The following is a 22,745-nucleotide window of genomic DNA, read 5'->3' on the forward strand; positions in this document are numbered from 1 at the left end:
GAGGGGGCGTGGGCACCATGACCGCACGGTCCACGCCCCCTCGCACCCCCGCACCGGCGGGCGGCCCGCTTCCCGCCTCCCGCCCGGATGGGGCCCCGGCCCCGCGTGCCCGCGGCCGCCGACGCGCCCACCGGGCGTCCCGCCGTCGTGCCCCGGCCCACGTCATCGCCACGGCGGTCCTCGTGCTCGTCGGGACGTGCATCATGCTCTACCCGCCGGCGGCGAGCTGGTTCTCCGCGCTCGGGCAGGGGCACGAGGCGGATCGCTACGTCGCGGCCGTGGACGGCATGTTCCCGGCCGACCGCGAGGCGGGCCTCGGCGCGGCGCAGTCCTACAACGCCTCCCTCGCCGACGGCAGCCGCGTCGTGGACCCCATCGCCGCCATCCAGGAGGAGACGGTCCGGGACGGCGATCCCTACTGGGGCCTGCTCGACCCGGCCGGCGACGGGGTCATGGCGCGCCTGCGCATCCCTTCGCTCGACCTGAGCCTGCCCGTCTACCACGGGACGGGGGCCGACGTCCTCATGGACGGCGTCGGGCATCTGCAGGGAACGGCGCTTCCGGTCGGCGGGGCGGGGACGCACGCCGTCCTGACGGGCCATCGCGGGCTGCCCCAGGCGACGATCTTCACCCACCTGGACCGCCTCGAGGCGGGCGACGCGATCGAGCTCGACGTCTATGGCCGCACGCTGCTCTACCGGGTCGCGAGCTCGACCGTTGTGCTCCCGACCCAAACCGATCCGCTGCGCGCGCAGCCGGGACGGGATCTGCTGACCCTGGTCACCTGCACGCCCCTGGGCGTGAATTCCCACCGGATCCTGGTCCAGGCCGAGCGCGTCCTGCCGCTCCCCGCGGAGGCCGGGGCCCCGGTGGAGCCGGCGGGTTTCCCGTGGTGGGCCGTGGTCCTGGGCGTCGTCGTCCTCGCCGATGCCGCCTACGTCGCGAGGGCCAGGCCCGGGGCGTCGGCCACGAGGGCGGCCGCCGCCTGAACGACCGCCTTTCTCAGCGCCTGGGCGGCGAGGGTGGGTACGACGTCGGAGCGCTGGGCCATGCTGATGGTGCGGCCCAGGCGCGGGCCGGCGAGGCGGGCGGAACGGAGCCCGGGCCGGTCGATCAGGACCATGGCGGGCACGATCGCGACGCCGAGGCCGCGCTCGACGAAGCGCAGCACGGCGTCCATCTCCGCGCCCTCGACGACCGCCGTCGGGGCGAGGCCCGCGTCCCGGAAGGCGGTGTCCGTCGTCGCACGCAGTTCGTAGCCCTCGTGGAAGACGACCTGGGGGAGCGAGGCGACCTCGGCCAGCCCGATCTCCGCCGCCCCGGCGGCGAGCGGCGGCCGGGCGGCCGAGGAGACCACGACGAGGTCCTCGCGCAGCAGCGGGGCGCGGTCCAGGCTCGCGTCCGCCCCCGGGCGCCCGGCGGGCCCGGTCACGAGGGCCAGGTCCAGCTGGCCGGCGGAGAGCTCCTCGATCAGGCCGCGGGATCCACGCTCCGTGACGTGCAGCTGGATGCCCGGATGGGCGGCGTGGAAGCCGACGAGCGCTTCGGCCACGAGCGTGCCGCACAGCGTCGGCGTCGCCCCGATCCGGACCCGTCCGCGGCGCAGGCCCGCGAGCTCCTCCATGCCACGGCGCACGGAGTCGGCGTCCGCGAGCATGCGCCGGGCGAGCGGCAGCAGGAGCTCGCCGGCCGGCGTCAGCGAGATGTTGCCGCGGGAGCGGTGGAACAGGACGGAGCCGAGCTCGTGCTCCAGCGTCGAGATCTGCCGGCTGAGCGACGGCTGGGCGAGGTGCAACCGGGCCGCGGCCCGCGTGAAGTGCCCCTCCCGGGAGACCTCCACGAAGCCGCGCAACTGCTCGAGATTCATGATTCATAGCCTAAACGCATTGAAACCACTCGGATAATTCATTGGAGTTATCGTCGAGGTCTTCCTAGCGTGGACCACATGAACGCACGGAACAACAGGGAACGCAGGATCTCCACCACGGTCCTGGTCATCGGCACGGGCGGCTCCGGCCTGCGCGCGGCCATCGAGGTCGCCGAGCAGGGCGTCGACGTCGTAGCGGTGGGGAAGCGTCCACGCCACGACGCCCACACCGCCCTCGCGGCGGGCGGCATCAATGCGGCCCTCGGCACCATGGATGCCGAGGACAGCTGGCAGCAGCACGCGGCCGACACGATCAAGGAGGGCTACTTCCTCTCCAGCCCGCACACGGTGGAGATCGTGGCGCGGGGCGCGGAGCAGGGCATCCGCGACCTCGAGCGCTACGGCATGGGCTTCGCCCGGGAGGACGACGGCCGCATCTCCCAGCGCTTCTTCGGCGCCCACACCTACCGCCGCACGGCCTTCGCCGGCGACTACACGGGCCTCGAGATCCAGCGCACGCTCGTCGCCCGGAGCGAGCAGCTCGAGATCCCCCTCCTGGACACCGTCTACATCACCCGCCTGCTCGTGAAGGACAACACGGTCTTCGGCGCCTACGGATTCGACCTGCGGGACGGGACGCGCTACCTGATCCACGCCGACGCCGTCATCCTGGCCGCGGGCGGCCACAACCGCATCTGGCGCCGCACGTCCTCCCGCCGCGACGAGAACACGGGCGACTCCTTCCGCCTCGCCGTCGAGGCCGGCGCCCGGCTGCGCGACCCGGAGCTCGTCCAGTTCCACCCCTCGGGCCTGATCGATCCGGAGAACGCGGCCGGCACGCTCGTCTCCGAGGCCGCGCGCGGCGAGGGCGGGATCCTCCGGAACGGCCTCGGCGAGCGGTTCATGGAACGCTACGATCCGGAGCGCAAGGAGCTCTCGACGCGGGACCGGGTCGCCCTCGCCGCGTACACGGAAATCAAGGAGGGGCGCGGCACCGAGCGCGGCGGCGTCTGGCTCGACGTCTCCCACCTGCCCCGCGAGACCATCATGCAGCGGCTGCCGCGCGTCTACCAGACGCTCCTGGAGCTGCAGATGCGGGACATCACCGCGGAACCGATCGAGATCGCCCCCACGGCCCACTACTCCATGGGCGGCGTCTGGGTCCGGCCGGAGGACCACCGGACGGACGTCGGGGGGCTGTACGCGATCGGCGAGGCGTCATCGGGCCTGCACGGAGCCAACCGGCTCGGCGGCAACTCGCTCATCGAGCTGCTGGTCTTCGGCCGGATCGTGGGGCGCGCCGCCGTCGAACACTCCACGGGGCTGACCGCGCAACGGCGCTCCGCGGCGGCCGTCCTCGAGGCCCGGGCGGAGATCGACGAGCTGCTCGCCGCCGACGGCACCGAGAACGTGCGCGCCCTGCAGCGGGCGATCCGCGACACCATGACCGAGCACGCCGGCGTCGTCCGCGACGAGGCGGGGCTCCGGGCCGGGCTCGCCGAGCTCGACGCGATCGAGGCGCGCCTGGCCGACGTCGGAATCCACCCCGACATCGCCGGCTTCCAGGACCTGGCCCACGCGTTCGACCTGAAGTCCTCCGCGCTCGCCGCGCGGGCCACCCTCGAGGCCGCGCTCGAGCGGCGCGAGACGCGCGGCTGCCACAACCGCAGCGACCACCCGGAGCTGGATCCGTCGCTGCAGGTGAACCTCGTCTGGTCCCCCGCGCGGGGGATCGAGCGGGAGGAGATCCCGCCGGTTCCCGAGGAGATCGCGGCGCTGATCCGCGAGGTCTCGACGGCCGGCAAGCTCGTCGAGTAGCCGCCGCTGCGGTGCACCGGTACCCCACCCCGGGCCCCGAGCGGCCCGGGGCGGGCCGCCGGCTTGTTGCCGCCGGGTATCAATCGGGCAACGATGCCGGGCCGGTGCGCGCGCGGGCCGGAGGGCCCGCCGATCCGCGTCCTGTCTAGTGCCGACGCGGGTACGACGCCGGACGCGGGCTGCGCGGGACGCCTCCCGCGGGTGCCGATCACCCCCTCACACCCCTGTCGCCCCACAGCCCGACCCCCTAGTCTGATATCCATGCGTTCATTGATCCGGGCGGCTTCCGCCGTGCTCGCGGCCGTCGTGCTGACGGCCGCCGCGGTCGTGCCCGCATCCGCGCAGAGGGGGATGGACGAGACCTTGGACGCCATGGACCCGCGGGCCTTCCACCGGACCTCGACCCACGAGCACGCCGCGCAGGCGGGCGACGGCCTCCGCGTAGCCACCTTCAACGCCTCGCTGCACCGCGCCGCTCCGGGCGACCTCATCGGCGACCTGCTCAGCCCGAACAACGCGCAGGCCCAGGCCGTCGCCGAGATCATCCAACGCACGGCACCGGACGTCGTCCTGCTCAACGAGTTCGACTACGACGACGGTCACGAGGCCGCCGGGCTCTTCCGCGCCAACTACCTGGCCACGGGCCAGAACGGTCAGCAGGGCATCGACTACCCCTACGTCTACACCGCGCCGTCCAACACCGGAGTCGGCATCGGAGCCGACCTCGACAAGGACGGCGCCGTCGGCGGCCCCGCCGACAACTTCGGCTACGGCGACTTCGAGGGCCAGTACGGCATGGTCCTCTACTCCAAACACCCCATCGTCGAGGACCAGGTCCGCACCTTCCAGCGCTTCCTCTGGAAGGACATGCCGGAGAACCTCCTGCCGACGGACTACTACGGGCCGCTCGTGTCCAAGGTCTTCCGCCTCAGCAGCAAGTCGCACTGGGACGTCCCGGTCAGGGTGGGAGGGCGCACCGTCCACCTCCTGGCCTCGCATCCCACGCCCCCCGTGTTCGACGGGGAGGAACGCCGCAACGCCCGCCGCAACCACGACGAGATCCGCTTCTGGTCCGACTACGTCTCCGGTGGCGACGCCGCGGGCTACGTCTACGACGACGCCGGGACGCGCGGCGGACTCGAACCGGACGCCGACTTCGTGGTGCTTGGCGACCTGAACGCGGACCCGTCCCGCGGTGACTCGTACGACGGGGCCGTCAGCCAGCTGCTCGGCCATCCCGCGCTCGTCGACCCGCGGCCGTCCTCGCCCGGCGCCGTCACGGGCAGCCGCTCGGGCCTGCAGTCCTTCATCCACCCCTCCACCGGGGTCGAGGCGGTCGATCCCGCCGCCGCGGCCGAGCTGCGGACGGCCGACTTCGGATCCGCCGGGCCGCTGCGGGTCGACTACGTCCTGCCCTCGGCCACGCTCGGCTTCACGGGATCCGGCGTCTTCTGGCCTGCCGCGGAGCAGGACGGCGCCCGGCTCGTGGGCGGCCACCCGCCCCGCAGCAGCGACCACCGGCTCGTCTGGGTCGACATCGCCCTCTGAGCAGCGGCCGCCGCCCCGCCTCAGGCGATCGGGACCTGAGTCCCGTCGTTCCGGCGCGACCACGAGAGCGCGTGGACGGCCAGGGCGGAACTCGCCGCGACGACGGCGCCCATCACGAGCCCCGTCATGAGCTGCGGGAAGTACTGCGCCCGCGCCATGCGTTCCGGAGTCGGGCCCTCGCCTTCGAGGGACTGGACCAGGCTGCCCTGGCCGCCCGCCCCGTAGAGGATCCGGTAGAGGTCGCCAATGTCGCGGTAGGCGAGCAGCGCCGCGAGCGCGAGCAATCCGGCCAGGACCCACAGGGCCACGAGGAACGGATTGGCGCGGCGTCGTCGCACGGAGGCGAGGGCCCCGGCGTCGTCCTGCTCCGCGACGCCGTCCGCCGCGGCCGACGCAGAGCGCCCGGCCGCGCCCGGCCCGTCCAGTCCGTTCCGCCTATCCAGCCGCTGCCGCCCGTCCGGTCCGGCGGCCGCCGGGCCGGGGGCCGCGGCGGGGGCTCCTGCGGTCCCGGCGGGGGCCGACGCGGGGTCGGCGGAGGACGGGCCCGACGGCGCGGACGCACCGGAGCGCGAGGGGAGAGCGGACCAGCCCGGCCGGTGCGCCGGGGAGCCGTCGCCGGTGGAAGGCCGCTGGTAGATCGGGTCGTAGCCGTTCGCATCGGTTCTCGCCATGGACCCAGCGTAGATGCCCCGATGGCCGATGCCGGGATACGATCATCCGCGGCCCGCGGCCCGCGGCCCGCGGCCCGCGGCCCGCTGCCCCACTCGCCTGCCCCAGGAGATCACCATGAAGAAGTCCCACCGTTTCGCCGCCGCCGGTGCGGCGCTCGCACTCGCCGGAACCGCCGCCCTCGCAGGGCCGGCGATCGCCGGCCCTGCCCCCACGGTCCCCGGCCTGTGCTGGGTGCTCAGCGGTGGCGGCTGGCTGGGAGCACCTTGCCCGTCCACGACCGGCGACGCCAAGCCCGCGCCCGCTCCCGCACCGGAATCCGCGCCCGCGGGCCCGGCCCCCGAGGCCAAGGCCGGCCAGTCCGTGACCGGATACCGGATCGGCGGGGCGACGCGCTGGGAGACGGCCGCGCTCATCAGCCGCGCGAACTACGAGCCCGGCGTGGACAACGTGTACCTCGCGAACCCGAACGGGATCGACGCCCTGGCGGCGTCCACGACGCTGGACGGGCCGCTCCTGCTGGTCCCGCCGACGGGCGCCCTGCCCGCCCCGGTGGTGGCCGAGCTCAAGCGCCTCGACCCGGCCGCGGTCACCGTGCTCGGCGGGCCCGGCGCCGTCTCGGACGCCGTGTTCGCCGCGGCCGTCGAGGCGGCGCGGCAGTAGGAGCCCCCGGCGGTACGGGCGGGCTCCCGGAGATGGGCGCCCGCCCGCGCCGGTCTTCTCCCTAGGATGGGGCCATGCTGCACGCGGTCTTCTCCCGCCCGCCGGCCGAGCGCCCGGGCACGCACCTGCTCATCATGCTCCACGGCTACGGCTCCACCGAGCAGCGCATGGTGGAGCTCTTCGACGTGCTTCCGGAGAACACCACGGGCGCCGCGCTGAGGGGGCCGTTCGCCGTCGGCGGCGACCACGGGTGGTTCCTCCTGGACTACTTCCTCGCCCACGACTTCGCCGCCGTCGTCGCGGCCGTCCAACAGGTCTACGACTGGCAGGACGCGCACTCCGCGCAGCACGAGTCGGTCTCCGTGCTCGGCTACTCGCAGGGCATGGCCATGGCCACGACCATGATGCGGCTGCGCCCCGGGCGCTACGCGGCGGGCGTCGGGCTGAACGGATTCGTCCTGCACAGCGAGCTCCTGGCCCTGACCGACGACGTCCCCGCCGACCCCGCGCTGCGCGTGCCGTTCTTCTGGGGCCGGGACCCCGAGGACCCGGTCATCAACCAGGACGCCGCCGAACACACGGCCGCCTGGCTCGAGGACTCCACGCGGCTCACCTCCCGCCGCTATCCGGGCATGGGCCACGGCATCTCGGCCGAGGAGCGGCGCGACGCCGCCGCGTTCCTGCGCCACTACCTCCCCTGAGCCGCTACCTCCCCTGAGCCGCGCGCCTCCGCCCCCGTGCCGGACGACCACCCGCCCCCGTGCCGGGCCCCTTGCCCGGCGCCGCGTCGCGTCATCCGCCCGCACGGCGGTTGGCCGGGTGGCGCTCCTCACCCCGGGACTCAACCGGACGGTTGATCCGCCCCGGGCCCCGCCGCAGAAGAATCGATGGTGGGACGAACGCCCTCCCCGGCGCATCGGCGTCGTTCCCCGTGACCACGGCCGGGACCCCAGGGAAAGGACCGACGTGCTCCGTCTCCTCAAGACCTCCTTCGCCTTCGCGTTCGCCGGAGTCGCCTCCGGGCTGTACTACCGCGAGCTGACCAAGCTCAACGACTTCACCGACCGCGCCGGCTCCCAGCTGGGGCTCGTGCACACGCACTTCCTCGTCCTCGGCTTCCTGGTGCTGCTGATCGTCCTGGCGCTCGAGAAGGTGTTCGCGCTCTCCGCCGCCGCGCCGCGGCTGGGGGCCTGGTTCTACTGGACGTGGACCACCGGGACCGCGCTCACGGGCGGCATGATGCTGCTCAAGGGCTCCCTCGTGGTCCTCGGCGCCGACGCCTCCTCCAAGGCGTTCGCCGGGATCGCGGGCCTCGGCCACATGCTGCTGACCGCGGGGCTCGTGCTGCTCTTCCTGCAGCTGCGCCGTGCGCTCGCCGCCACCCGGCGCTCGGCTGGCACAGAGGGCGCCGCCGCCGAGGAGGCGCGACCCCAGGGAACGCCGGCCGCCTGAGGTGCCGCGCCGGCCGACGCCGGGCCGGTCCACGCCGCGCTGGATCACGCCACGCCGGTCCACGCCGCGCCGGCCGCGGCTCGGTCGGCCAAAGCCCTGCGCGAAAATCCTCCCGGCGAGGCTCCATGGGCCCTAGAGTGGGCACCACGATGAAAGAACAGCTACCAGACGTGGTCCTCGGTCCCGACGGCAAGCCCGTGGCGGGGCTGCAGGGCGCCATCATCAAGGCGATCGGCGTGCAGCGCCCCCTCGTGATCGGCTACCTGCGGCGCTTGCGGCGCAAGCATCCGGACGCGACCGCGGCCGAGCTCGCGCGGCTGATCGAACGCGACTACCTGCTGGCCGTCACGGGCGGCGGCGCCGCGGTCGGCGCGACGGCGGCCGTTCCCGGCGTCGGCACGGCGGCCTCGCTCGGCCTGTCCGTGGCCGCGACGGTCGGCTTCCTCGAGGCGAGCGCGCTCTACGCCCAGTCGCTCGCGGAGCTGCACGGCATCACCACCGAGGACCCGGCCAAGGCGCGCGCCATGGTCATGGCGATCCTCATGGGCGACGAGGGCAGCTCCATGATCTCCTCGCTGACCCACCAGGTCGCAGGCCGCGGCGCCGGTCCCGTGCAGGGCTGGGGCGCCGTGTTCGGGGCGAGCAGCCAGAAAGGGCTGTGGGGCGGCATCTCGGGGAACATCCAGCGCCGCTTTCTGCGCAAGATGCTCGCCACGCAGGGCGCGTCCGTCCTGGGCCGCGCGATTCCGTTCGGCGTCGGGGCGGCCATCGGCGGGGTCGGCAACCGCTTCCTCGGCAAGAAGGTCGTCGAGGCGGCGTCGCTGGCCTTCGGCCCGCTGCCGACCGTCATTCCCGGCGAGCTCGAGCTGGAGACCCAGGGCGCCGGAGTACGACGCCGGGAGCTCGCCTCCGGCGCCGACGGCACCCCGGGCGGGGCCCCGTCGTCGTCCGTGTCCGTGCGCACCGCGGCCGACGAGGAGCGCGTGCGCCGCCTCGCCGAAGAGGACGTCGAGCGCCGGATCGAGGCGGAACGCCTCCGCCGCGGAGGTTCCCAGGGCTAACTGCCGCCCCGGCCTGTCCCCGCGCCACCCCTCCCGCGCGCCCGAACTTCCCGCGCGACCACCCCTCCCGGCGGTGTCGGGGTAGATGCTCGCAAGCGCGAGGTGTTCCAACACCTTCCCCGACGCCGCGGGAGCAGGCGGAGGGGGTGGCAGGGTGGCGGGAGGAAGAAGGGCGGGAAAGTCGCGGGAGGGGGCGGAAGCGACGCGGGTCAGCGCAGGATCAGGTCGGCGACGGTGAAGATCGCCAAGCCGGCAAGCGAGCCCACGACGGTTCCGTTGATGCGGATGAACTGCAGGTCGCGGCCGACGTGGAGCTCGATCTTCCGGCTCGTCTCCTCCCCGTCCCAGCGCGCCACGGTGTCGCGGATGAGCGCCGAGATCTCCCCGCGGTAGGTGGAGACGAGGTATCCGGCCGCGCCGGCCAGCCAGGCGTCGATCTTCCCGGCGAGCACCTCGTCCCGCGTCAGGCGCCCTCCGAAGTCCGCGACCGCGCGGACGAACGAGCGGCGCAGCTCCGACTCGGGATGCTCGACCGCCTCGAGGACGGCCGCCTTGACGCTGGACCAGCTGGCCGCCGCGAGCTGTTGCAGCTGGGGATCGCCGAGCAGGGAGTGCTTGAGCGCCTCGACCTTGGCGATCGTGGACGGGTCCGCCTGCATGTCGGCGGCGAAGGCGGCCAGCCAGGAGTCGATGCTGCCGCGCAGCCGGTGGCCGGGATCCGTGCGGACGGCCGCGATGAACTTCAGCAGCTCGCGGTGCAGCTTCTCGCCCACGAGCTGGTCCAGCACGCCCGGCAGCCAGGACGGAGAGCGCTCCGAGACCAGCGACACGACGGTCGCCCGGTTCCGCTCCACCCAGTCCCCGGCGCGGTCCGCGAGCAGGTCCACGAGCTGGCGGTGGTGGCCGTCGCGCACCACGGTCTCGAGCATCCGCCCGAGCGTCGAGGACCACTCCGGAGCCAGCATGTGCCGCCGCGCGAGGGATTCGAGGAGCCGCAGGACGTCCTCGTCGTCGAGGACCTCCAGCACGCCCCGGATCGCGACCGAGCCCTCCCGGGCCACGCGCTCGGCCCCCTCCGGCCGGGCGAGCCACGCGCCGGCCCCCGCGGCGAAGCGCACCTCGGCGAGCTTGCTCCGCACCACGGCGTCGTCGAGGAAGTTCTCCTGCACGAACCCGCCCAGGCTCTCGCCGATCTGGTCCTTCTTCCGCGGGATGATCGCGGTGTGCGGGATCCTCAGCCCCATCGGGTGGCGGAAGAGAGCCGTCACCGCGAACCAGTCGGCCAGCGCGCCGACCATGCCGCCCTCCGCCGCGGCCCGCACGTACTCGAGCCACGGGTAGCGCTCCTGCAGGGCGAAGGCGATCGCGAACACCACGGCCATCGCGAGCAGCAGCCCGGTCGCGAGCCGCTTCATCGAACGCAGCGCCCGGGCGCGTCCGGCCTCCGTCGTCGTCGGTTCCATGGGGCTCCCCTTCCCGTCCTCGTCGGCCTCGCCGTCCGCGCTCCCCGCGTCAAGGCTTCAACAGTAGTTCACGTCACCCGGCCACACGCGGGCCGTCCGGGCCCGTCGGGTGGCGTATTTTGGGTGGATGCACTCCGTCTACGCGCACCGCGGATCCAGCGGTGCCTTCGCCGAGAACACCCGTGCCGCGTTCCTGCAGGCGATCGCCGACGGAGCGGACGGGATCGAATGCGACGTCCACCTCAGCGAGGACCTGCAGCTCGTCTGCTTCCACGACGCCTCCGTGGACCGGACCTCCGACGGCACCGGGGCGCTCGCCGGCCGGACGCTCAAGGAACTGCGCCGCCTCGACGTCTCCTCATGGAAGGGCGTGCGGATCCCGGACGAGTTCGGGGCGCGCAGCGAGCAGCTCGTGACGCTGCGGGAGCTGATCGGCCTCATGGTGGACTCCGGCCGCGAGCTGGGGCTGGCGGTGGAGCTGAAGCATCCGAGCCCGTTCGGCCGCAAGCTTGAGGAGCGCGTCCTCGCCGAGCTCATGGGCCTGGGCTGGGACCCGGACACGTCGCGGATCGGCGGGATCACGGTGAGCCTCATGAGCTTCGACGCCGGATCCATCCGCTACCTCCTGGATTCCGTCCCGGGCGAGCACTTGTGCCAGCTCGTGACCGGCGTGGACGAGGACGCCGTGGAGAGCCTCGGCCAGCTCGGCCGCGCCGCCGCGACGCAAGTGCTCAACCGGGTCCTCGCCGACGGACTCGAGGTGATCGGCTCCGGCGCGGTCGGCATCGCGGGCCCCGGCGTCGCGTTCGTCCGCGAGAACCCGGAGCTCGTCCGCGGGTGGATCGACGCGGGCCGGACCGTGCGGGTGTGGACCGCCAACGCGCCCGAGGACGTCGACTTCCTCGCGGACCTCGGCGTGCAGGAACTCACGAGCGACTACCCGGTGCGCGTCAAGGAGCGCCTCGCCGCGGGCTCCGGGGGCCCCGCGGAATGAGGCTCACGCGGTCCCCGGCGTTCCGGATCGGCGCCTCGATCGCCGTGGCCACGGGGCTCTACGGTGTCTCCTTCGGCGCGCTCGCGGTGGCCGCCGGGCTGTCGTTCTGGCAGACGGTAGCGCTCAGTGCGCTCATGTTCACGGGCGGGTCGCAGTTCGCGTTCATCGGCGTGCTCGCCGGTGGCGGTGCCGGCCCGGCGGCGTTCGGCGCGGCCACCCTGCTCGGCATCCGCAACGTCGTCTACGGCATGCAGATGAACGCCCTGATCCGCCCCGCGCCCCGGCTGCGCCCGCTGGCCGCCCACCTGACGATCGACGAATCCGCCGCGACGGCGTCGGGACAGGAGGATCCGCTCGAGCGGCGCCGGGGCTTCTGGACGGCCGGGATCGGCGTGTTCCTGTTCTGGAACCTCTTCACGGTGCTCGGCGCGCTGCTCGGCGACGCGCTCGGGGATCCCAAGGCGTGGGGCCTGGACGGCGCGGCGGTGGCCGCCTTCCTGGGCCTGCTCTGGCCGCGGCTGCGCGGCAGGGACCCGGTCGCGATCGCCGTCGTCTGCGCCCTCGTGACCGTGCTCGCGGTCCCGTTCGCCCCTCCCGGCCTCCCGATCCTGCTCGCCGCGCTCGTCGCCGGGGCGTGGGGCTGGTTCGGGCGCGGGCCGCAGGACGAGGGCATGGAACCGGACGTCGACCCGTACCCGGGGCGGCACGCGGGGGCGCCGGGTACGACGCCGGAGCCGGGCGGCGGCGCGGAGGGCACCGGCGCGTCCGGTGCCGGCGGAAGGGGGAGCGCGTGAGCGTCTGGTTCTGGATCCTGGCCGCCTGCGCGGCCGCGTACGCGATCAAGGTCGCGGGCTATCTCGTGCCCGCGCGGGTGCTGGACCACCCACGGATGCTCCGGGTCGCCGGGACGCTGACGATCGGCCTGCTGGCCTCCCTGACGGCCGTCAACGCGTTCGCCTCCGGGCAGCAGCTGGCCTTCGACGCCCGCGTCGGCGCGCTCGTGGCCGCGGGGATCGCGCTGGCCTGCCGGGCGCCGTTCCTCGTGGTCGTGATCGCCGGAGCCGCCGCGGCCGCACTGCTGCGCCTCGCCGGCATCGGCTAGATCCCGCGGCCGGGGAGGCCTCCGTCACCGAATCGTGATCATTTTGGGACTGTGACGGATATGGGCCAAGTCACACTTCTTTCACATTTGGCGTTAGGCTCGCTCACATGCATCCGTGCCCCATCCCCGGGGCGCGCCGGTTGCGACACCGGACTTGCACGGACTCGACCCACAGGAGAGAAGCCATGACACCCAATGGCCTGCCGAAGCGGCCATCCCGCCGCTTCGCCGCCATCACCACGTCGCTCGCGATCGGAGCGCTCGTGCTCAGCGGCTGCGCCGAAAGCCAGCGCGGCGACGACGGCGGCACCGCGGGCGGGGGCGACGCCGAGGTCAACTCGACGTTCATCTTCGCCGCATCCTCCGACCCGGCCTCGCTCGACCCGGCCTTCGCCTCCGACGGCGAATCGTTCCGCGTCAGCCGCCAGATCTTCGAGGGCCTCGTCGGCACCGAACCCGGCACCGCCGACCCTGCCCCGCTGCTCGCCGAATCCTGGGAAGCCTCCGAGGACGGCCTGAGCTACGACTTCACCCTCAAGGAGGGCGTGAAGTTCCACGACGGCACCGACTTCAACGCCGAGGCCGTGTGCGCGAACTTCGACCGCTGGTACAACTTCAAGGGCATCCAGCAGGCCGAGAGCGTCGGCTACTACTACAACTCGCTCTTCAAGGGCTACGCCGACTCCCCGGAGAACGCGGTCTACGAGTCCTGCGAGGCCACCTCCGGCAACCAGGCCACGATCAAGCTCGCCAAGCCGTTCGCCGGCTTCATCGCCTCCCTTTCCCTTCCGGCCTTCGCGATGCAGTCGCCGGCGGCCATGGAGGAGTTCGAGGCGGACAAGATCGAAGGCACCGCCGAGGCCCCCGTGCTCTCGGAGTACGCCACGGCGCACCCGACCGGCACCGGCCCGTTCAAGTTCGACTCGTGGGACAACGGCCAGCAGATCGAGCTGAGCTACAACGAGGACTACTGGGGCGAGAAGGGCCAGATCGACCGGCTGATCTTCCGCGTCCTGGATGATCCCGTGGCGCGCCGCCAGGCCCTCGAGGCCGGCACGATCGACGGCTACGACCTCGTCGCCCCGGCCGATACCCAGGCCCTCGAGGACGCGGGCTACAAGATCATGGCCCGCGAGCCGTTCACCATCCTCTACCTCGGCATCAACCAGGCCGTCGAGGAGCTCGCCGACCTCAAGGTCCGTCAGGCGATCTCCTACGCGATCGACAAGGACGCCCTCATCCGCCAGACCCTGCCCGAGGGCACGGAGAAGGCCATCCAGTTCATCCCGCCGGTCGTCAACGGCTGGACCGAGGACGTCGAGGCCTACGACTTCGACCCGGAGAAGGCCAAGGAGCTGCTCGCCGAGGCCGGCTACCCGGACGGCTTCACGGTCGACTTCAACTACCCGACCGGCGTCTCCCGCCCGTACATGCCGACCCCGGAGCAGATCTTCACCAACATCAGCGCCCAGCTGGCGGACGTGGGGATCACGGCCAACCCGCAGCCGGACAAGTGGAGCCCGGACTACCTGGACCGCATCCAGGGCGGAGCCAACCACGGCATCCACCTGCTGGGCTGGACCGGCGACTACAACGACACGGACAACTTCGTCGGCGTCTTCTTCGGCGGCACGAAGCCGGAGTTCGCGTTCGACAACCAGGAGCTGTTCGACAAGCTCACCGAGGCCCGCGGCATCGCCGTCCTCGAGGAGCAGACGCCGCTGTACGAGGAGATCAACCGCGACGTGTCCGAGCTGGTCCCGGCCGTTCCGCTGGCCCACCCGGCCCCGTCGCTCGCGTTCAACGAGCGCGTGGACTCGTTCCCGACGAGCCCGGTCAACGACGAGGTCTTCAACGACATCAAGCTGAACAAGTAACCCCGGCGGGGGTACGACGGCGGGCGCGCGCCCGCCGTCGTACCCTTGTCCACGTTCCGACGAGAGGACGCGATGCTCCAAGTCATCGGCAAACGGCTCGCGCTGCTGGTCCCCACGCTGCTGGGGCTCTCGGTCCTGCTGTTCCTGTGGGTGCGCAACCTGCCCGGCGGCCCCGCGACCGCGCTGCTGGGCGACAAGGCCACGCCGGAGGCGGTGGCCAGGATCAACGAGGCCTACGGCTTCAACAAGCCCGTGATCGAGCAGTACATGACGTACATGGGCAAGCTGCTCACGGGCGACTTCGGCGTCAGCCTCCGCACGGGGCGGCCCGTCCTGGAGGAGTTCGCCACGCGCTTCCCCGCGACGATCGAGCTCACCGCCGTGGCGCTCGTGTTCGCGATCGGCCTCGGCATCCCGCTGGGCTACTGGGCGGCACGGAACGTCGGGAAGTGGCAGGACCACTTCTCCGTGCTCCTGTCGCTGTTCGGGATCGTGATCCCCGTGTTCTTCCTGGCGTTCATCCTCAAGTGGGTGTTCGCCATCCAGCTGCCGTGGTTCCCCACCGACGGCCGGCAGAACCCCCGCATCGACGCCACGCACGTCACCGACTTCTACGTGCTCGACGGCATCCTGACCCAGGAGTGGGACGCCGCGTGGGACGCGTTCATGCACCTCGTGCTGCCCGGCATCGCCCTGGGCACCATCCCGCTCGCGATCATCGTGCGCATCACCCGGGCCTCGGTCCTGGAGGTCATGAACGCCGACTACGTGCGCACCGCGCGGGCCAAGGGCCTCACGGCGCCTCTGATCCGCAACCGGTTCATCCTGCGCAACGCCATGCTGCCCGTGACCACGACGATCGGCCTGCAGTTGGGACTGTTGATCTCGGGGGCGGTGCTCACCGAGACGGTGTTCGCCTTCAACGGGATCGGGCGGTTCCTCCGGGACGCGATCTTCAACCTCGACTACCCCGTGCTGCAGGGATTCATCATCTTCATCGCGTTGATCTACTCGCTGATCAACCTGTTGGTTGACGTCTCCTACGGCTTCATCGACCCGAGGGTGCGTGTGCAATGAGCATGTCTCTTCCCCCCGCCAGCGGATCCGGGCTGCCGGATCCGAACCTCCCTGACCACGGGGCGGCGCACGCCACGGCCGGCCCGCCCGCGGGCGGGCCCACCGAGCCCGCGGCGCGCGGCACGAGCGTGTGGCGCGACGCGTTCCTGCGGCTGCGGCGCAACCCGGCGGCGATCGCCGGCGCCGTGATCGTGTTCCTCTTCCTGCTCGTCGCGGTGCTGGCCCCCGTGCTGGCCCCGTTCGGCGGCGAGGAGCTCCCGGGCCGCACCGAGGTCACGCCGACGCACATCCCCGGGCCCGGCGAGCTGCCGGACCACGTGCTCGGCCTCGACCGCTTCGGCGGCGACGTGTTGTCCAAGCTGATCTGGGGCGCGCAGGCGTCCCTGACCATCGGGATCGTCTCCACGGCCATGGGGCTCGTGGGCGGGATGATCCTGGGCCTGATCGCCGGCGGCTTCGGCGGCTGGGTGGACAACGTGATCATGCGCTTCGTCGACATCCTGCTCTCCGTGCCGAACCTGCTGCTCGCGGTGTCCATCGCCGCGGTCCTCGGGCAGGGCGCGTACGCGATCATGATCGCCATCGGCGTCTCCGCGGTCCCGGTGTTCGCGCGCCTGCTGCGCTCCTCGATGATGCAGCAGAAGGGCGCCGACTACATCCTGGCCGCGCAGACGCTGGGCCTGAGCCGGCGCACCATCACCATGAGCCACCTGCTGCCGAACTCGGTCGGCCCCGTGATCGTGCAGGCCACCCTGACGCTCGCGACGGCGGTCATCGACGCGGCCGCCCTGTCCTTCCTGGGCCTCGGCGGCGGCGTCCCGCAGGTCGCGGAGTGGGGCCGCATGCTCACCTACGCGCAGGCCGAGCTCGGCATCGCGCCGCAGCTCGCGTTCCTGCCGGGCCTGTGCATCGCCATCACCGCCCTGGGCTTCACGCTCCTGGGCGAGTCGCTGCGCGAGGCGCTGGACCCGAAGTCCCGCCAGCGCTGAGCCGCGGGGCAACGCACGGAGGCGGGGCCGGTCCAACCGGCCCCGCCTCCACGCGTTCCGGCCCGCTGGTTCCGCCCCGAACGCTCTGGGGCCCACCGCCGTGCCGCCGCCGTGCCGCCGCCGTGCCGCCGCCGTGCCGCGGCCCTATGCCGGGCGCGGGCCCTGCGCCGGGCCGGTCTCCCTCACGGCCGCCCACAGCTCCATGTCGCGGCGCCGTCCCCGCCCGATCTCCTGGTGGCTGCGCAGGAGGCCCTCCCGGACGTATCCCGCGTGTTCGGCCGTCCGGAGGGACGGCGTGTTCCAGGGCTCGATGTAGAGGGCCACGCGGTACAGCCCCGGCACGGTCCACGCCAACGCCGTGAGCGCGGCCAGGGCCTGTTCCTCCGTGGCCCGCGCGGGGAGCGATCCGACGGTCGGCACAGAGGGGTCCGTCGACAGCTCCCGGGCCAAGGGCACGTCGCCGTCCAGGACGCGGCGCAGGGCCACCCGCCCGTGGGCGGGCGCCTGCTCCGGCCACGGCGGTAAGCCCGGGGCCGGGGGCCGGATGCCGGACACGGCGCGCCCCTACGCTGCGTCCGGGTCGATCTCCAGCTCGTTGCCCGGGATCGAGGCCAGGAGCCTGCGGGTGTAGGGATGGCGCGGGTTCGTGAAGATCTCCTCGGAGCTCGCCGCCTCGACGAGCTCGCCGTCCTTCATGACGCACACGTAGTCGGAGATCAGGCGCACCACCGCGAGGTCGTGGCTGATGAACAAGTAGCTCAGACCGAGCTCGGACTGCAGATCGCCGAGCAGCTTGAGGATCTGCGCCTGCACGAGCACGTCGAGGGCGGAGACCGGTTCGTCGCAGACGATCAGCTCCGGTTGCAGGGCGAGGGCCCGGGCGATCGCCACGCGCTGGCGCTGCCCGCCGGAGAGCTCGGCCGGATAGCGGCGCAGCATCGACTGCGGCAGGGCGACCTGGTCCATGAGCTCGCGCACCCGGACGCCGCGCTCCTTCGCGGTGCCGCGCTTGTACGTGGTCAGGGGCTCCTCGATGATCCGGCCGATCGTGAACATCGGGTTCAGCGAGGAGTACGGGTCCTGGAAGACGGGCTGCACGCGCTGGCGGAAGTCGCGCAACTGCTCCTTGCCGAGCGTGGCCACGTCCATCCCGTCGAAGAGCATGGTGCCGGAGGTCGGCTCGATGAGCTTCAGGAGCATCCGCGCCGTCGTCGTCTTGCCCGAACCGGACTCGCCGACGATCGCCACGGTGGAACCGCGCGGGATGTCCAGGGTGACGTTCTTGGCGGCGTGGAAGTCCTCCTTCGAGCCGCGCCGCTTGTAGACCTTGGTCAGGTCGCGGATCTCGACGATGTTGGGGGTGGCCTCCGCCTCCACCGCGGCCTCCGCGGCCGCCTCCGCCCGCTCGGCGGCGTCGCCCGTGTATGCGCCCGGCCGCAGCCGCACGGCGGCCACGGACGGCGCGGCACGCACGAGCGACTGGGTGTAGGGGTGCTGCGGGTCCTCGAGCAGCTGGCGCGCGGGGCCGGATTCGACGACCTTGCCCCGGTGCATCACCACGAGGTCCTCGGCCCGCTCGGCGGCGAGGCCCAGGTCGTGGGTGATGAGCAGGACGGCGGTGCCGAGCTCGTCGGTCATCCGCCCGATCTGGTCGAGGATGGTCTGCTGCACGGTCACGTCGAGCGCGGACGTCGGCTCGTCGGCGATGAGCAGGCGCGGCCGGCAGGCCAGCCCGATCGCGATGAGCGCGCGCTGGCGCAGGCCGCCGGAGAACTCGTGCGGGTACTGCTTGGCGCGGGCCGCGGCGTCCGGGATGCCGGCGGCCTCGAGGGTGGCGACGACCTTGGAGTCCACGTCCCGCCGCGTGGCCATGCCGTGCACCAGCAGGGTCTCGGCCACCTGCTGGCCGATCTTGGTGACGGGGTTCAGGTTGGACATCGGGTCCTGGGGGACCAGGCCGATCTGCCGGCCGCGGATGTGGACCATCTTCGACTCGGGCAGCCCGACGAGCTCCTGGCCGTCGAAGACGATGCTGCCGGAGACGCGGGCGTTGCCGGGCAGGAGTCCGATCGCCGCCATGGCCGAGGTGCTCTTCCCGGAGCCGGACTCGCCGACGATCGCGAGCGTGCGCCCGGCCTCGAGCCGCAGACTGGCGCCCTCCACGGCGCGCACCGGGCCGTGCATGGTCTGGAAGTCGACCGCGAGGTCGCTGATCCGCAGCAGCGGGGTCCCGGGCGCGGCCGCGGTGGCGGACGCGTCGGGCGTGATGTCGAGGGGTTCGGGGGTGGAATCCGTCATGCAGTACATCCTGCCTTAAAACGCGGCCCGGGTGAGTCACATCACAAGGAGGGTGCCGCCGTCGTCAGGGCGCGGAGGGCCCGGGCCGCCAGCTCGTCGGGGGAGGCGTGGCGCGAGTCGAGGACCACGCGCCCGTCCTTCCACAACGCCAGCTGCCTCCGGCGCCGGTTGAGCGACTCCCACGTGGGCGCCCCGATGAGCGGATCCTCCTCGCGGCGGCGCTGCTGGAGCCGCATCCGGTGCACGGTGGGGTCCGAGCACACGACCTCGAACCACTCGAGCGCCGCCCCCGTCCGGTCCGCGAGCCGGATCCACTGCCCCCGCGCCTCCGCGACGTCGTTGACGGCGTCCACGATCACCGTGATGCCGGCCCGCAACTGGGCCTCGGCCAGGGCCTCGACGACCGTGTAGGCGGCCAGGCCGGTGGGCTGGCGGTGCTGCTCGATCCCCGCGCGCACGAGAGCGGCCTCGGCCGGGTCGACGCCGAGCACGGGCCATCCGGTGGCCCGGGCCAGGGCCCCGGCGGCGGCCGACTTGCCGGCCCCGGGCAGCCCGCAGAAGACCACGAGCCGCAGCGGTCCTCCCTCCACGTTCCTAGCCTCCGCAGAGGGCGGCCGTCGCCGCGGCGATCTGCGCTTCCTCGTCGGTGGGCACCACGAGCACCGGGATCGCCGACTCCGGCGTGGAGATGACGCGGGGCGCGCCGGAACGCCGGACGTTGGCGTAGCGGTCCAGTTCCACCCCGAGCGCCCCGAGGCCCTCGACCACGCGCTCGCGGAACGGCCACGAGTTCTCCCCGATGCCCGCGGTGAACACGAGCGCGTGCGCCCCGCCCACGGCCACGTGGTAGCCGCCGATGTACTTCTGCAGCCGGTAGGCCGCGACCGCGAGCGCCAGCTCGGCGCCGTCGTCGCCCTCGGCCGCCGCCTCGACGACGGAGCGCATGTCGTTGTTCCCGGACAGTCCCTTGAGCCCGGAGTCCTGGTTCAGGATCCGGTCCAGGTCCTCGGCCGTGTACTCGCCGCGCACGATCAGCTGCGTGACGATCGAGGGGTCCAGATCGCCCGAGCGCGTGCCCATGACGAGCCCCTCGAGCGGGGTGTAGCCCATGGAGGTGTCCACGCTCGCCCCGCCGCGGACCGCGGTCACGGAGGCCCCGTTGCCGAGGTGGGCGACGACGGCGTTGAACCGGCTCCGCTCGATGCCCAGCAGTTCCGCGGCGAGGCCCGTGACGTAGTCGTGGCTTGTCCCGTGGAAGCCGTAGCGGCGGACCCCGTGCTCCGTATAGAGGGCGTCGGGGATCGCGTAGCGCCACGCGTGCTCGGGCATCGTGCGGTGGAACGCCGTGTCGAACACGGCCACCTGCGGGATCCGGGGCCACTTGGCCGTGACCGCCCGGATGCCGAGGGCATTGGCGGGGTTGTGCAGCGGGGCGAGCGGGGCAAGCCGCTCGATCGCGCGGACGATCTCGTTGTCGATCAGCACGGGCGCCCCGAAGCGCTCCCCGCCGTGCACCACGCGGTGCCCCACGGCGTCGATGGACCGCCCGCCGAGCGCGCCCTCGAGCTCGGCGAGGACCTGCTCGATCGCCTCGCCGTGGTCTGCGGGATGGCCGCCGGAGGCATCCCCGATGCGTTCCACGAGCCCGTTGGCCAGGCGGGAACCGGCGGCGGTGTCCCGCACCTGGTACTTCAGGGACGAGGAACCGGAGTTGATGACGAGGACGAGCATGGTTCAGGCCTCCTGCGCCTGGATGGCGGTGATCGCGACGGTGTTGACGATGTCCTGGACGGTGCAGCCGCGGGAGAGGTCGTTGACGGCCTTGTTCAGACCCTGGAGGACGGGTCCGACGGCGACCGCGCCCGCGGACTGCTGCACCGCCTTGTAGGTGTTGTTGCCCGTATTCAGGTCCGGGAAGATGAACACGGTCGCCTGCCCGGCCACGTCGGAGCCGGGCAGCTTGGAGGCCGCGATCGAGGCGTCGACGGCGGCGTCGTACTGGATGGGGCCCTCGACCGCGAGCCCGGGCGCGGCCTCGCGCACGAGCTCGGTGGCGGTGCGGACGTCCTCGACCGAACCGCCGGACCCCGAGGTGCCCGTGGAGTAGGAGAGCATGGCGACGCGCGGGTCGACGCCGAACTGGCGGGCCGTCTGCGCGGAGGCGAGGGCGATGTCGGCGAGCTGGCGCGCGTCGGGCTCCGGATTCACGGCGCAGTCCCCGTAGACCAGGACGCGGTCCTTCATGAGCATGAGGAACACGGAGGAGACGATCGAGACGCCCGGACGGGTCTTGATGAACTCGAGCGAGGGGCGGATGGTGTTCGCGGTGGTGTTCGCCGCCCCGGAGACCATGCCGTCCACGAGGCCGAGGTGCACCATCATGGTGCCGAAGTAGGACGGGTCCACGATGCGTTCGCGGGCCTGGCCCACGGTGACGCCCTTGTGGGAGCGCAGCCGGGCGTACTCCTCGGCGAAGCGGTCAAGTTCCGGGCTGCGGGACGGGTCCACGATCTCGATCCCCGTCAGGTCGATGCCGTTCGACGAGGCCGTCTCGCGGACGTCCGCCGGCCGGCCGAGGAGCACGAGCTCGCAGATGTCGCGGCGCGTGATGATCTCCGCGGCCCGCAGGATGCGCACGTCGGTGCCCTCGGGCAGGACGATCCGCTGCTTCTCGGCGCGAGCCCTCTCGATGAGCTGGTGCAGGAAGCGCAGCGGCGTGGTCGTGGCCGGCGCCGGGAGGCTCACGCGCTCGAGCAGCTCGTCCTCGTCGACGGCCCGGTACCAGCTGCCCAGGGCGGCGGCGGTCTTGCGCGGCAGGCCCGCGGCGAGGCTCCCGCCGACCTCCCACACCTTGTGCGCCGCCGTGAACGTGTCGTCCGGGATCGCGAAGACGGGGAACGGCGCCTCGGCCAGCAGGGGCAGCACGGAATCCTCGACGGGGCGGGGGCCGGTGAGCAGCAGGCCCGCCGTGGCGGGGAAGCCCGGCGTGCGGGACGTGGCGACGGCGGCGACCATGACGTCGGAGCGGTCGGCGGGAGTGATGACGAACGCCCCGTCCCGGTAGCGCTCCAGGAGGTAGCCGACGTTCATCGCGGCTACCATGACATGCTGCACGTCCCGGTCCAGGTCCGCCCGGCCCGCGATGTGGCGGGCCTTCAAGGACGCGGCGACCTCGCCGACCGTGGGACGGACGATCTCCTCGATCTCCGGCACCACGTAGACGGCGCGCTTCTTCTGGCCCGGCCGGACCTCGGCGCGCAGCTGCTCGACGTGCTCCGGTGCGGCCCGGTTCACGATCATCGACAGGAGGGACACCTGCTCTTCCGCGAACGCCTTCCGGGCGACGTCGACGTCGTCGACCGCCTCCTCGACGCTCTTGCCCGCGGCACTGACGACGCCGACCACGTGGCAGCCGAGGTTGTTCGCCAGGCGCGCGTTGAGGTCGAACTCGACGGCGGCGTCGTGCCCCGTCAGGTCCGTGCCCTCGACGATCACGACGTCGACGTTGCGCGCGATCTGCTCGTAGGCCTCCACGGACCGGGTGTAGATCTCGTCGATGTTCCCCGCGACGATCAGCTCGCGCGAGGCCGCGCGCGTCATGCCGGCGCGGGCGTTCTCCGGGGCGATGCCGAAGACCTTGCGGATCAGCTCGGCCGTGGGGTCCGAGTCGACGTCGGCGGCCTCCGTCACCGGGCGGAAGAAGCCGATCCGGTCGGCGTGCCGGTGGAGGATGTCCGCGATCCCCAGCGTGACCAGGGCCTTGCCGCTGGAGGGGGTCGAGGCGCTGACGTAGAGGCCGCGGGTCATGGGGCTCCTTGCGGTGGCGGGACGGTGCAGAACCATCGTGCCATGCGCCGGCCTCCGGCG

Annotated in this window: 21 protein-coding genes; 13 read left to right on the top strand and 8 right to left on the bottom strand. The window is 72.7% G+C overall.

Features of this window, described 5'->3' with window-relative positions; genetic code table 11:
• Positions 1–17: 17 nt before the first annotated feature.
• Positions 18–989: a class C sortase gene (locus AC0QR5_RS12910; RefSeq protein ID WP_329862931.1), complete on the top strand. Its 972-nt coding sequence runs from the start codon at positions 18–20 to the stop codon at positions 987–989.
• On the opposite strand, the gene AC0QR5_RS12915 is transcribed toward AC0QR5_RS12910, so the two are convergent.
• Complete coding sequence (locus tag AC0QR5_RS12915) at positions 935–1,867, bottom strand: LysR family transcriptional regulator (protein WP_329862905.1); 933 nt, start codon at positions 1,865–1,867, stop codon at positions 935–937. The two genes, AC0QR5_RS12910 and AC0QR5_RS12915, sit on opposite strands and share 55 nt — an antisense overlap.
• A gap of 78 nt (positions 1,868–1,945) precedes the next feature.
• Here AC0QR5_RS12915 and AC0QR5_RS12920 point away from each other — a divergent pair, with 78 nt between their 5' ends.
• Together AC0QR5_RS12920 and AC0QR5_RS12925 are read left to right on the top strand one after the other, a co-directional pair.
• Positions 1,946–3,685 (top strand): FAD-binding protein, encoded by a 1,740-nt coding sequence (locus AC0QR5_RS12920; RefSeq protein ID WP_329862907.1) that lies wholly within the window; start codon positions 1,946–1,948, stop codon positions 3,683–3,685.
• Positions 3,686–3,946: 261 nt separating this feature from the next.
• The gene (locus tag AC0QR5_RS12925) at positions 3,947–5,233 is read left to right on the top strand and encodes an endonuclease/exonuclease/phosphatase family protein (protein WP_329862909.1); all 1,287 of its coding nucleotides are present in this window, start codon (positions 3,947–3,949) and stop codon (positions 5,231–5,233) included.
• 20 nt (positions 5,234–5,253) lie between these two features.
• Here the strand turns inward: AC0QR5_RS12925 and AC0QR5_RS12930 are convergent, their stop codons facing one another.
• Positions 5,254–5,904 (bottom strand): hypothetical protein, encoded by a 651-nt coding sequence (locus AC0QR5_RS12930; protein WP_329862911.1) that lies wholly within the window; start codon positions 5,902–5,904, stop codon positions 5,254–5,256.
• Between the two features lie 115 nt (positions 5,905–6,019).
• Between AC0QR5_RS12930 and AC0QR5_RS12935 the strand changes: the two genes are divergently transcribed.
• From AC0QR5_RS12935 to AC0QR5_RS12950, 4 genes are all read left to right on the top strand, one after another.
• Positions 6,020–6,565, top strand: coding sequence for a cell wall-binding repeat-containing protein (locus tag AC0QR5_RS12935; protein WP_329862912.1), 546 nt, complete (start codon positions 6,020–6,022; stop codon positions 6,563–6,565).
• A gap of 74 nt (positions 6,566–6,639) precedes the next feature.
• A complete protein-coding gene (locus AC0QR5_RS12940; protein ID WP_329862914.1) occupies positions 6,640–7,266 on the top strand; it encodes an alpha/beta hydrolase in 627 nt (208 codons plus the stop codon).
• A 265-nt stretch (positions 7,267–7,531) separates the two neighbouring features.
• Positions 7,532–8,017, top strand: coding sequence for a DUF2871 domain-containing protein (locus AC0QR5_RS12945; protein ID WP_329862916.1), 486 nt, complete (start codon positions 7,532–7,534; stop codon positions 8,015–8,017).
• 149 nt (positions 8,018–8,166) lie between these two features.
• Positions 8,167–9,078 carry a hypothetical protein gene (locus AC0QR5_RS12950; protein WP_329862918.1) on the top strand — a complete coding sequence of 304 codons (912 nt, stop codon included), beginning with the start codon at positions 8,167–8,169 and terminating at the stop codon, positions 9,076–9,078.
• A 209-nt stretch (positions 9,079–9,287) separates the two neighbouring features.
• On the opposite strand, the gene AC0QR5_RS12955 is transcribed toward AC0QR5_RS12950, so the two are convergent.
• Positions 9,288–10,541 (bottom strand): DUF445 domain-containing protein, encoded by a 1,254-nt coding sequence (locus AC0QR5_RS12955; RefSeq protein ID WP_329862919.1) that lies wholly within the window; start codon positions 10,539–10,541, stop codon positions 9,288–9,290.
• Between the two features lie 127 nt (positions 10,542–10,668).
• Between AC0QR5_RS12955 and AC0QR5_RS12960 the strand changes: the two genes are divergently transcribed.
• The 6 genes from AC0QR5_RS12960 (at position 10,669) to AC0QR5_RS12985 (ending at position 16,580) form a co-directional block, all read left to right on the top strand.
• Positions 10,669–11,535 carry a glycerophosphodiester phosphodiesterase gene (locus AC0QR5_RS12960; RefSeq protein ID WP_329862921.1) on the top strand — a complete coding sequence of 289 codons (867 nt, stop codon included), beginning with the start codon at positions 10,669–10,671 and terminating at the stop codon, positions 11,533–11,535.
• Positions 11,532–12,329 (top strand): AzlC family ABC transporter permease, encoded by a 798-nt coding sequence (locus tag AC0QR5_RS12965; protein ID WP_329862923.1) that lies wholly within the window; start codon positions 11,532–11,534, stop codon positions 12,327–12,329. The genes AC0QR5_RS12960 and AC0QR5_RS12965 overlap by 4 nt, the downstream gene beginning before the upstream one ends.
• Complete coding sequence (locus AC0QR5_RS12970; protein WP_329862924.1) at positions 12,326–12,637, top strand: AzlD domain-containing protein; 312 nt, start codon at positions 12,326–12,328, stop codon at positions 12,635–12,637. Before AC0QR5_RS12965 ends, AC0QR5_RS12970 begins: the two co-directional genes overlap by 4 nt.
• A gap of 185 nt (positions 12,638–12,822) precedes the next feature.
• Positions 12,823–14,514, top strand: coding sequence for an ABC transporter substrate-binding protein (locus AC0QR5_RS12975; RefSeq protein ID WP_329862925.1), 1,692 nt, complete (start codon positions 12,823–12,825; stop codon positions 14,512–14,514).
• Between the two features lie 72 nt (positions 14,515–14,586).
• Entirely contained in the window at positions 14,587–15,591 is a 1,005-nt protein-coding gene (locus AC0QR5_RS12980; RefSeq protein ID WP_329862927.1) for an ABC transporter permease, read from the top strand.
• Positions 15,588–16,580 (top strand): ABC transporter permease, encoded by a 993-nt coding sequence (locus AC0QR5_RS12985; RefSeq protein ID WP_329862929.1) that lies wholly within the window; start codon positions 15,588–15,590, stop codon positions 16,578–16,580. The genes AC0QR5_RS12980 and AC0QR5_RS12985 overlap by 4 nt, the downstream gene beginning before the upstream one ends.
• 144 nt (positions 16,581–16,724) lie before the next feature.
• Here AC0QR5_RS12985 and AC0QR5_RS12990 read toward each other — a convergent pair whose 3' ends face one another.
• From AC0QR5_RS12990 to pta, 5 genes are all read right to left on the bottom strand, one after another.
• Positions 16,725–17,066, bottom strand: coding sequence for a GNAT family N-acetyltransferase (locus AC0QR5_RS12990; RefSeq protein WP_475372473.1), 342 nt, complete (start codon positions 17,064–17,066; stop codon positions 16,725–16,727).
• A gap of 78 nt (positions 17,067–17,144) precedes the next feature.
• The gene (locus AC0QR5_RS12995; RefSeq protein WP_430633812.1) at positions 17,145–18,878 is read right to left on the bottom strand and encodes a dipeptide ABC transporter ATP-binding protein; all 1,734 of its coding nucleotides are present in this window, start codon (positions 18,876–18,878) and stop codon (positions 17,145–17,147) included.
• 41 nt (positions 18,879–18,919) lie between these two features.
• The gene (locus AC0QR5_RS13000; protein WP_329862935.1) at positions 18,920–19,468 is read right to left on the bottom strand and encodes a P-loop nucleotide/nucleoside kinase family protein; all 549 of its coding nucleotides are present in this window, start codon (positions 19,466–19,468) and stop codon (positions 18,920–18,922) included.
• A gap of 4 nt (positions 19,469–19,472) precedes the next feature.
• Positions 19,473–20,609, bottom strand: coding sequence for an acetate/propionate family kinase (locus tag AC0QR5_RS13005; protein WP_329862937.1), 1,137 nt, complete (start codon positions 20,607–20,609; stop codon positions 19,473–19,475).
• 3 nt (positions 20,610–20,612) lie between these two features.
• Complete coding sequence (pta, locus tag AC0QR5_RS13010) at positions 20,613–22,685, bottom strand: phosphate acetyltransferase (protein ID WP_329862939.1); 2,073 nt, start codon at positions 22,683–22,685, stop codon at positions 20,613–20,615.
• Positions 22,686–22,745: the final 60 nt, after the last annotated feature.

Source organism: Arthrobacter sp. J156, from assembly GCF_056172865.1.

What these genes read in the sequence shown, in the direction of transcription:
- AC0QR5_RS12965 (WP_329862923.1), top strand. Translation starts at nt 11,532, where the DNA reads ATGAGGCTCACGCGGTCCCCGGCGTTCCGGATCGGCGCCTCGATCGCC.
- AC0QR5_RS12985 (WP_329862929.1), top strand. Translation starts at nt 15,588, where the DNA reads ATGAGCATGTCTCTTCCCCCCGCCAGCGGATCCGGGCTGCCGGATCCG.
- AC0QR5_RS12930 (WP_329862911.1), bottom strand. Translation starts at nt 5,904, where the DNA reads ATGGCGAGAACCGATGCGAACGGCTACGACCCGATCTACCAGCGGCCT.
- AC0QR5_RS12940 (WP_329862914.1), top strand. Translation starts at nt 6,640, where the DNA reads ATGCTGCACGCGGTCTTCTCCCGCCCGCCGGCCGAGCGCCCGGGCACG.
- AC0QR5_RS12960 (WP_329862921.1), top strand. Translation starts at nt 10,669, where the DNA reads ATGCACTCCGTCTACGCGCACCGCGGATCCAGCGGTGCCTTCGCCGAG.
- AC0QR5_RS12955 (WP_329862919.1), bottom strand. Translation starts at nt 10,541, where the DNA reads ATGGAACCGACGACGACGGAGGCCGGACGCGCCCGGGCGCTGCGTTCG.
- AC0QR5_RS12920 (WP_329862907.1), top strand. Translation starts at nt 1,946, where the DNA reads ATGAACGCACGGAACAACAGGGAACGCAGGATCTCCACCACGGTCCTG.
- AC0QR5_RS12910 (WP_329862931.1), top strand. Translation starts at nt 18, where the DNA reads ATGACCGCACGGTCCACGCCCCCTCGCACCCCCGCACCGGCGGGCGGC.
- pta (WP_329862939.1), bottom strand. Translation starts at nt 22,685, where the DNA reads ATGACCCGCGGCCTCTACGTCAGCGCCTCGACCCCCTCCAGCGGCAAG.
- AC0QR5_RS12980 (WP_329862927.1), top strand. Translation starts at nt 14,587, where the DNA reads ATGCTCCAAGTCATCGGCAAACGGCTCGCGCTGCTGGTCCCCACGCTG.
- AC0QR5_RS13005 (WP_329862937.1), bottom strand. Translation starts at nt 20,609, where the DNA reads ATGCTCGTCCTCGTCATCAACTCCGGTTCCTCGTCCCTGAAGTACCAG.
- AC0QR5_RS12925 (WP_329862909.1), top strand. Translation starts at nt 3,947, where the DNA reads ATGCGTTCATTGATCCGGGCGGCTTCCGCCGTGCTCGCGGCCGTCGTG.
- AC0QR5_RS12995 (WP_430633812.1), bottom strand. Translation starts at nt 18,878, where the DNA reads ATGACGGATTCCACCCCCGAACCCCTCGACATCACGCCCGACGCGTCC.
- AC0QR5_RS12915 (WP_329862905.1), bottom strand. Translation starts at nt 1,867, where the DNA reads ATGAATCTCGAGCAGTTGCGCGGCTTCGTGGAGGTCTCCCGGGAGGGG.
- AC0QR5_RS12975 (WP_329862925.1), top strand. Translation starts at nt 12,823, where the DNA reads ATGACACCCAATGGCCTGCCGAAGCGGCCATCCCGCCGCTTCGCCGCC.
- AC0QR5_RS12935 (WP_329862912.1), top strand. Translation starts at nt 6,020, where the DNA reads ATGAAGAAGTCCCACCGTTTCGCCGCCGCCGGTGCGGCGCTCGCACTC.
- AC0QR5_RS12950 (WP_329862918.1), top strand. Translation starts at nt 8,167, where the DNA reads ATGAAAGAACAGCTACCAGACGTGGTCCTCGGTCCCGACGGCAAGCCC.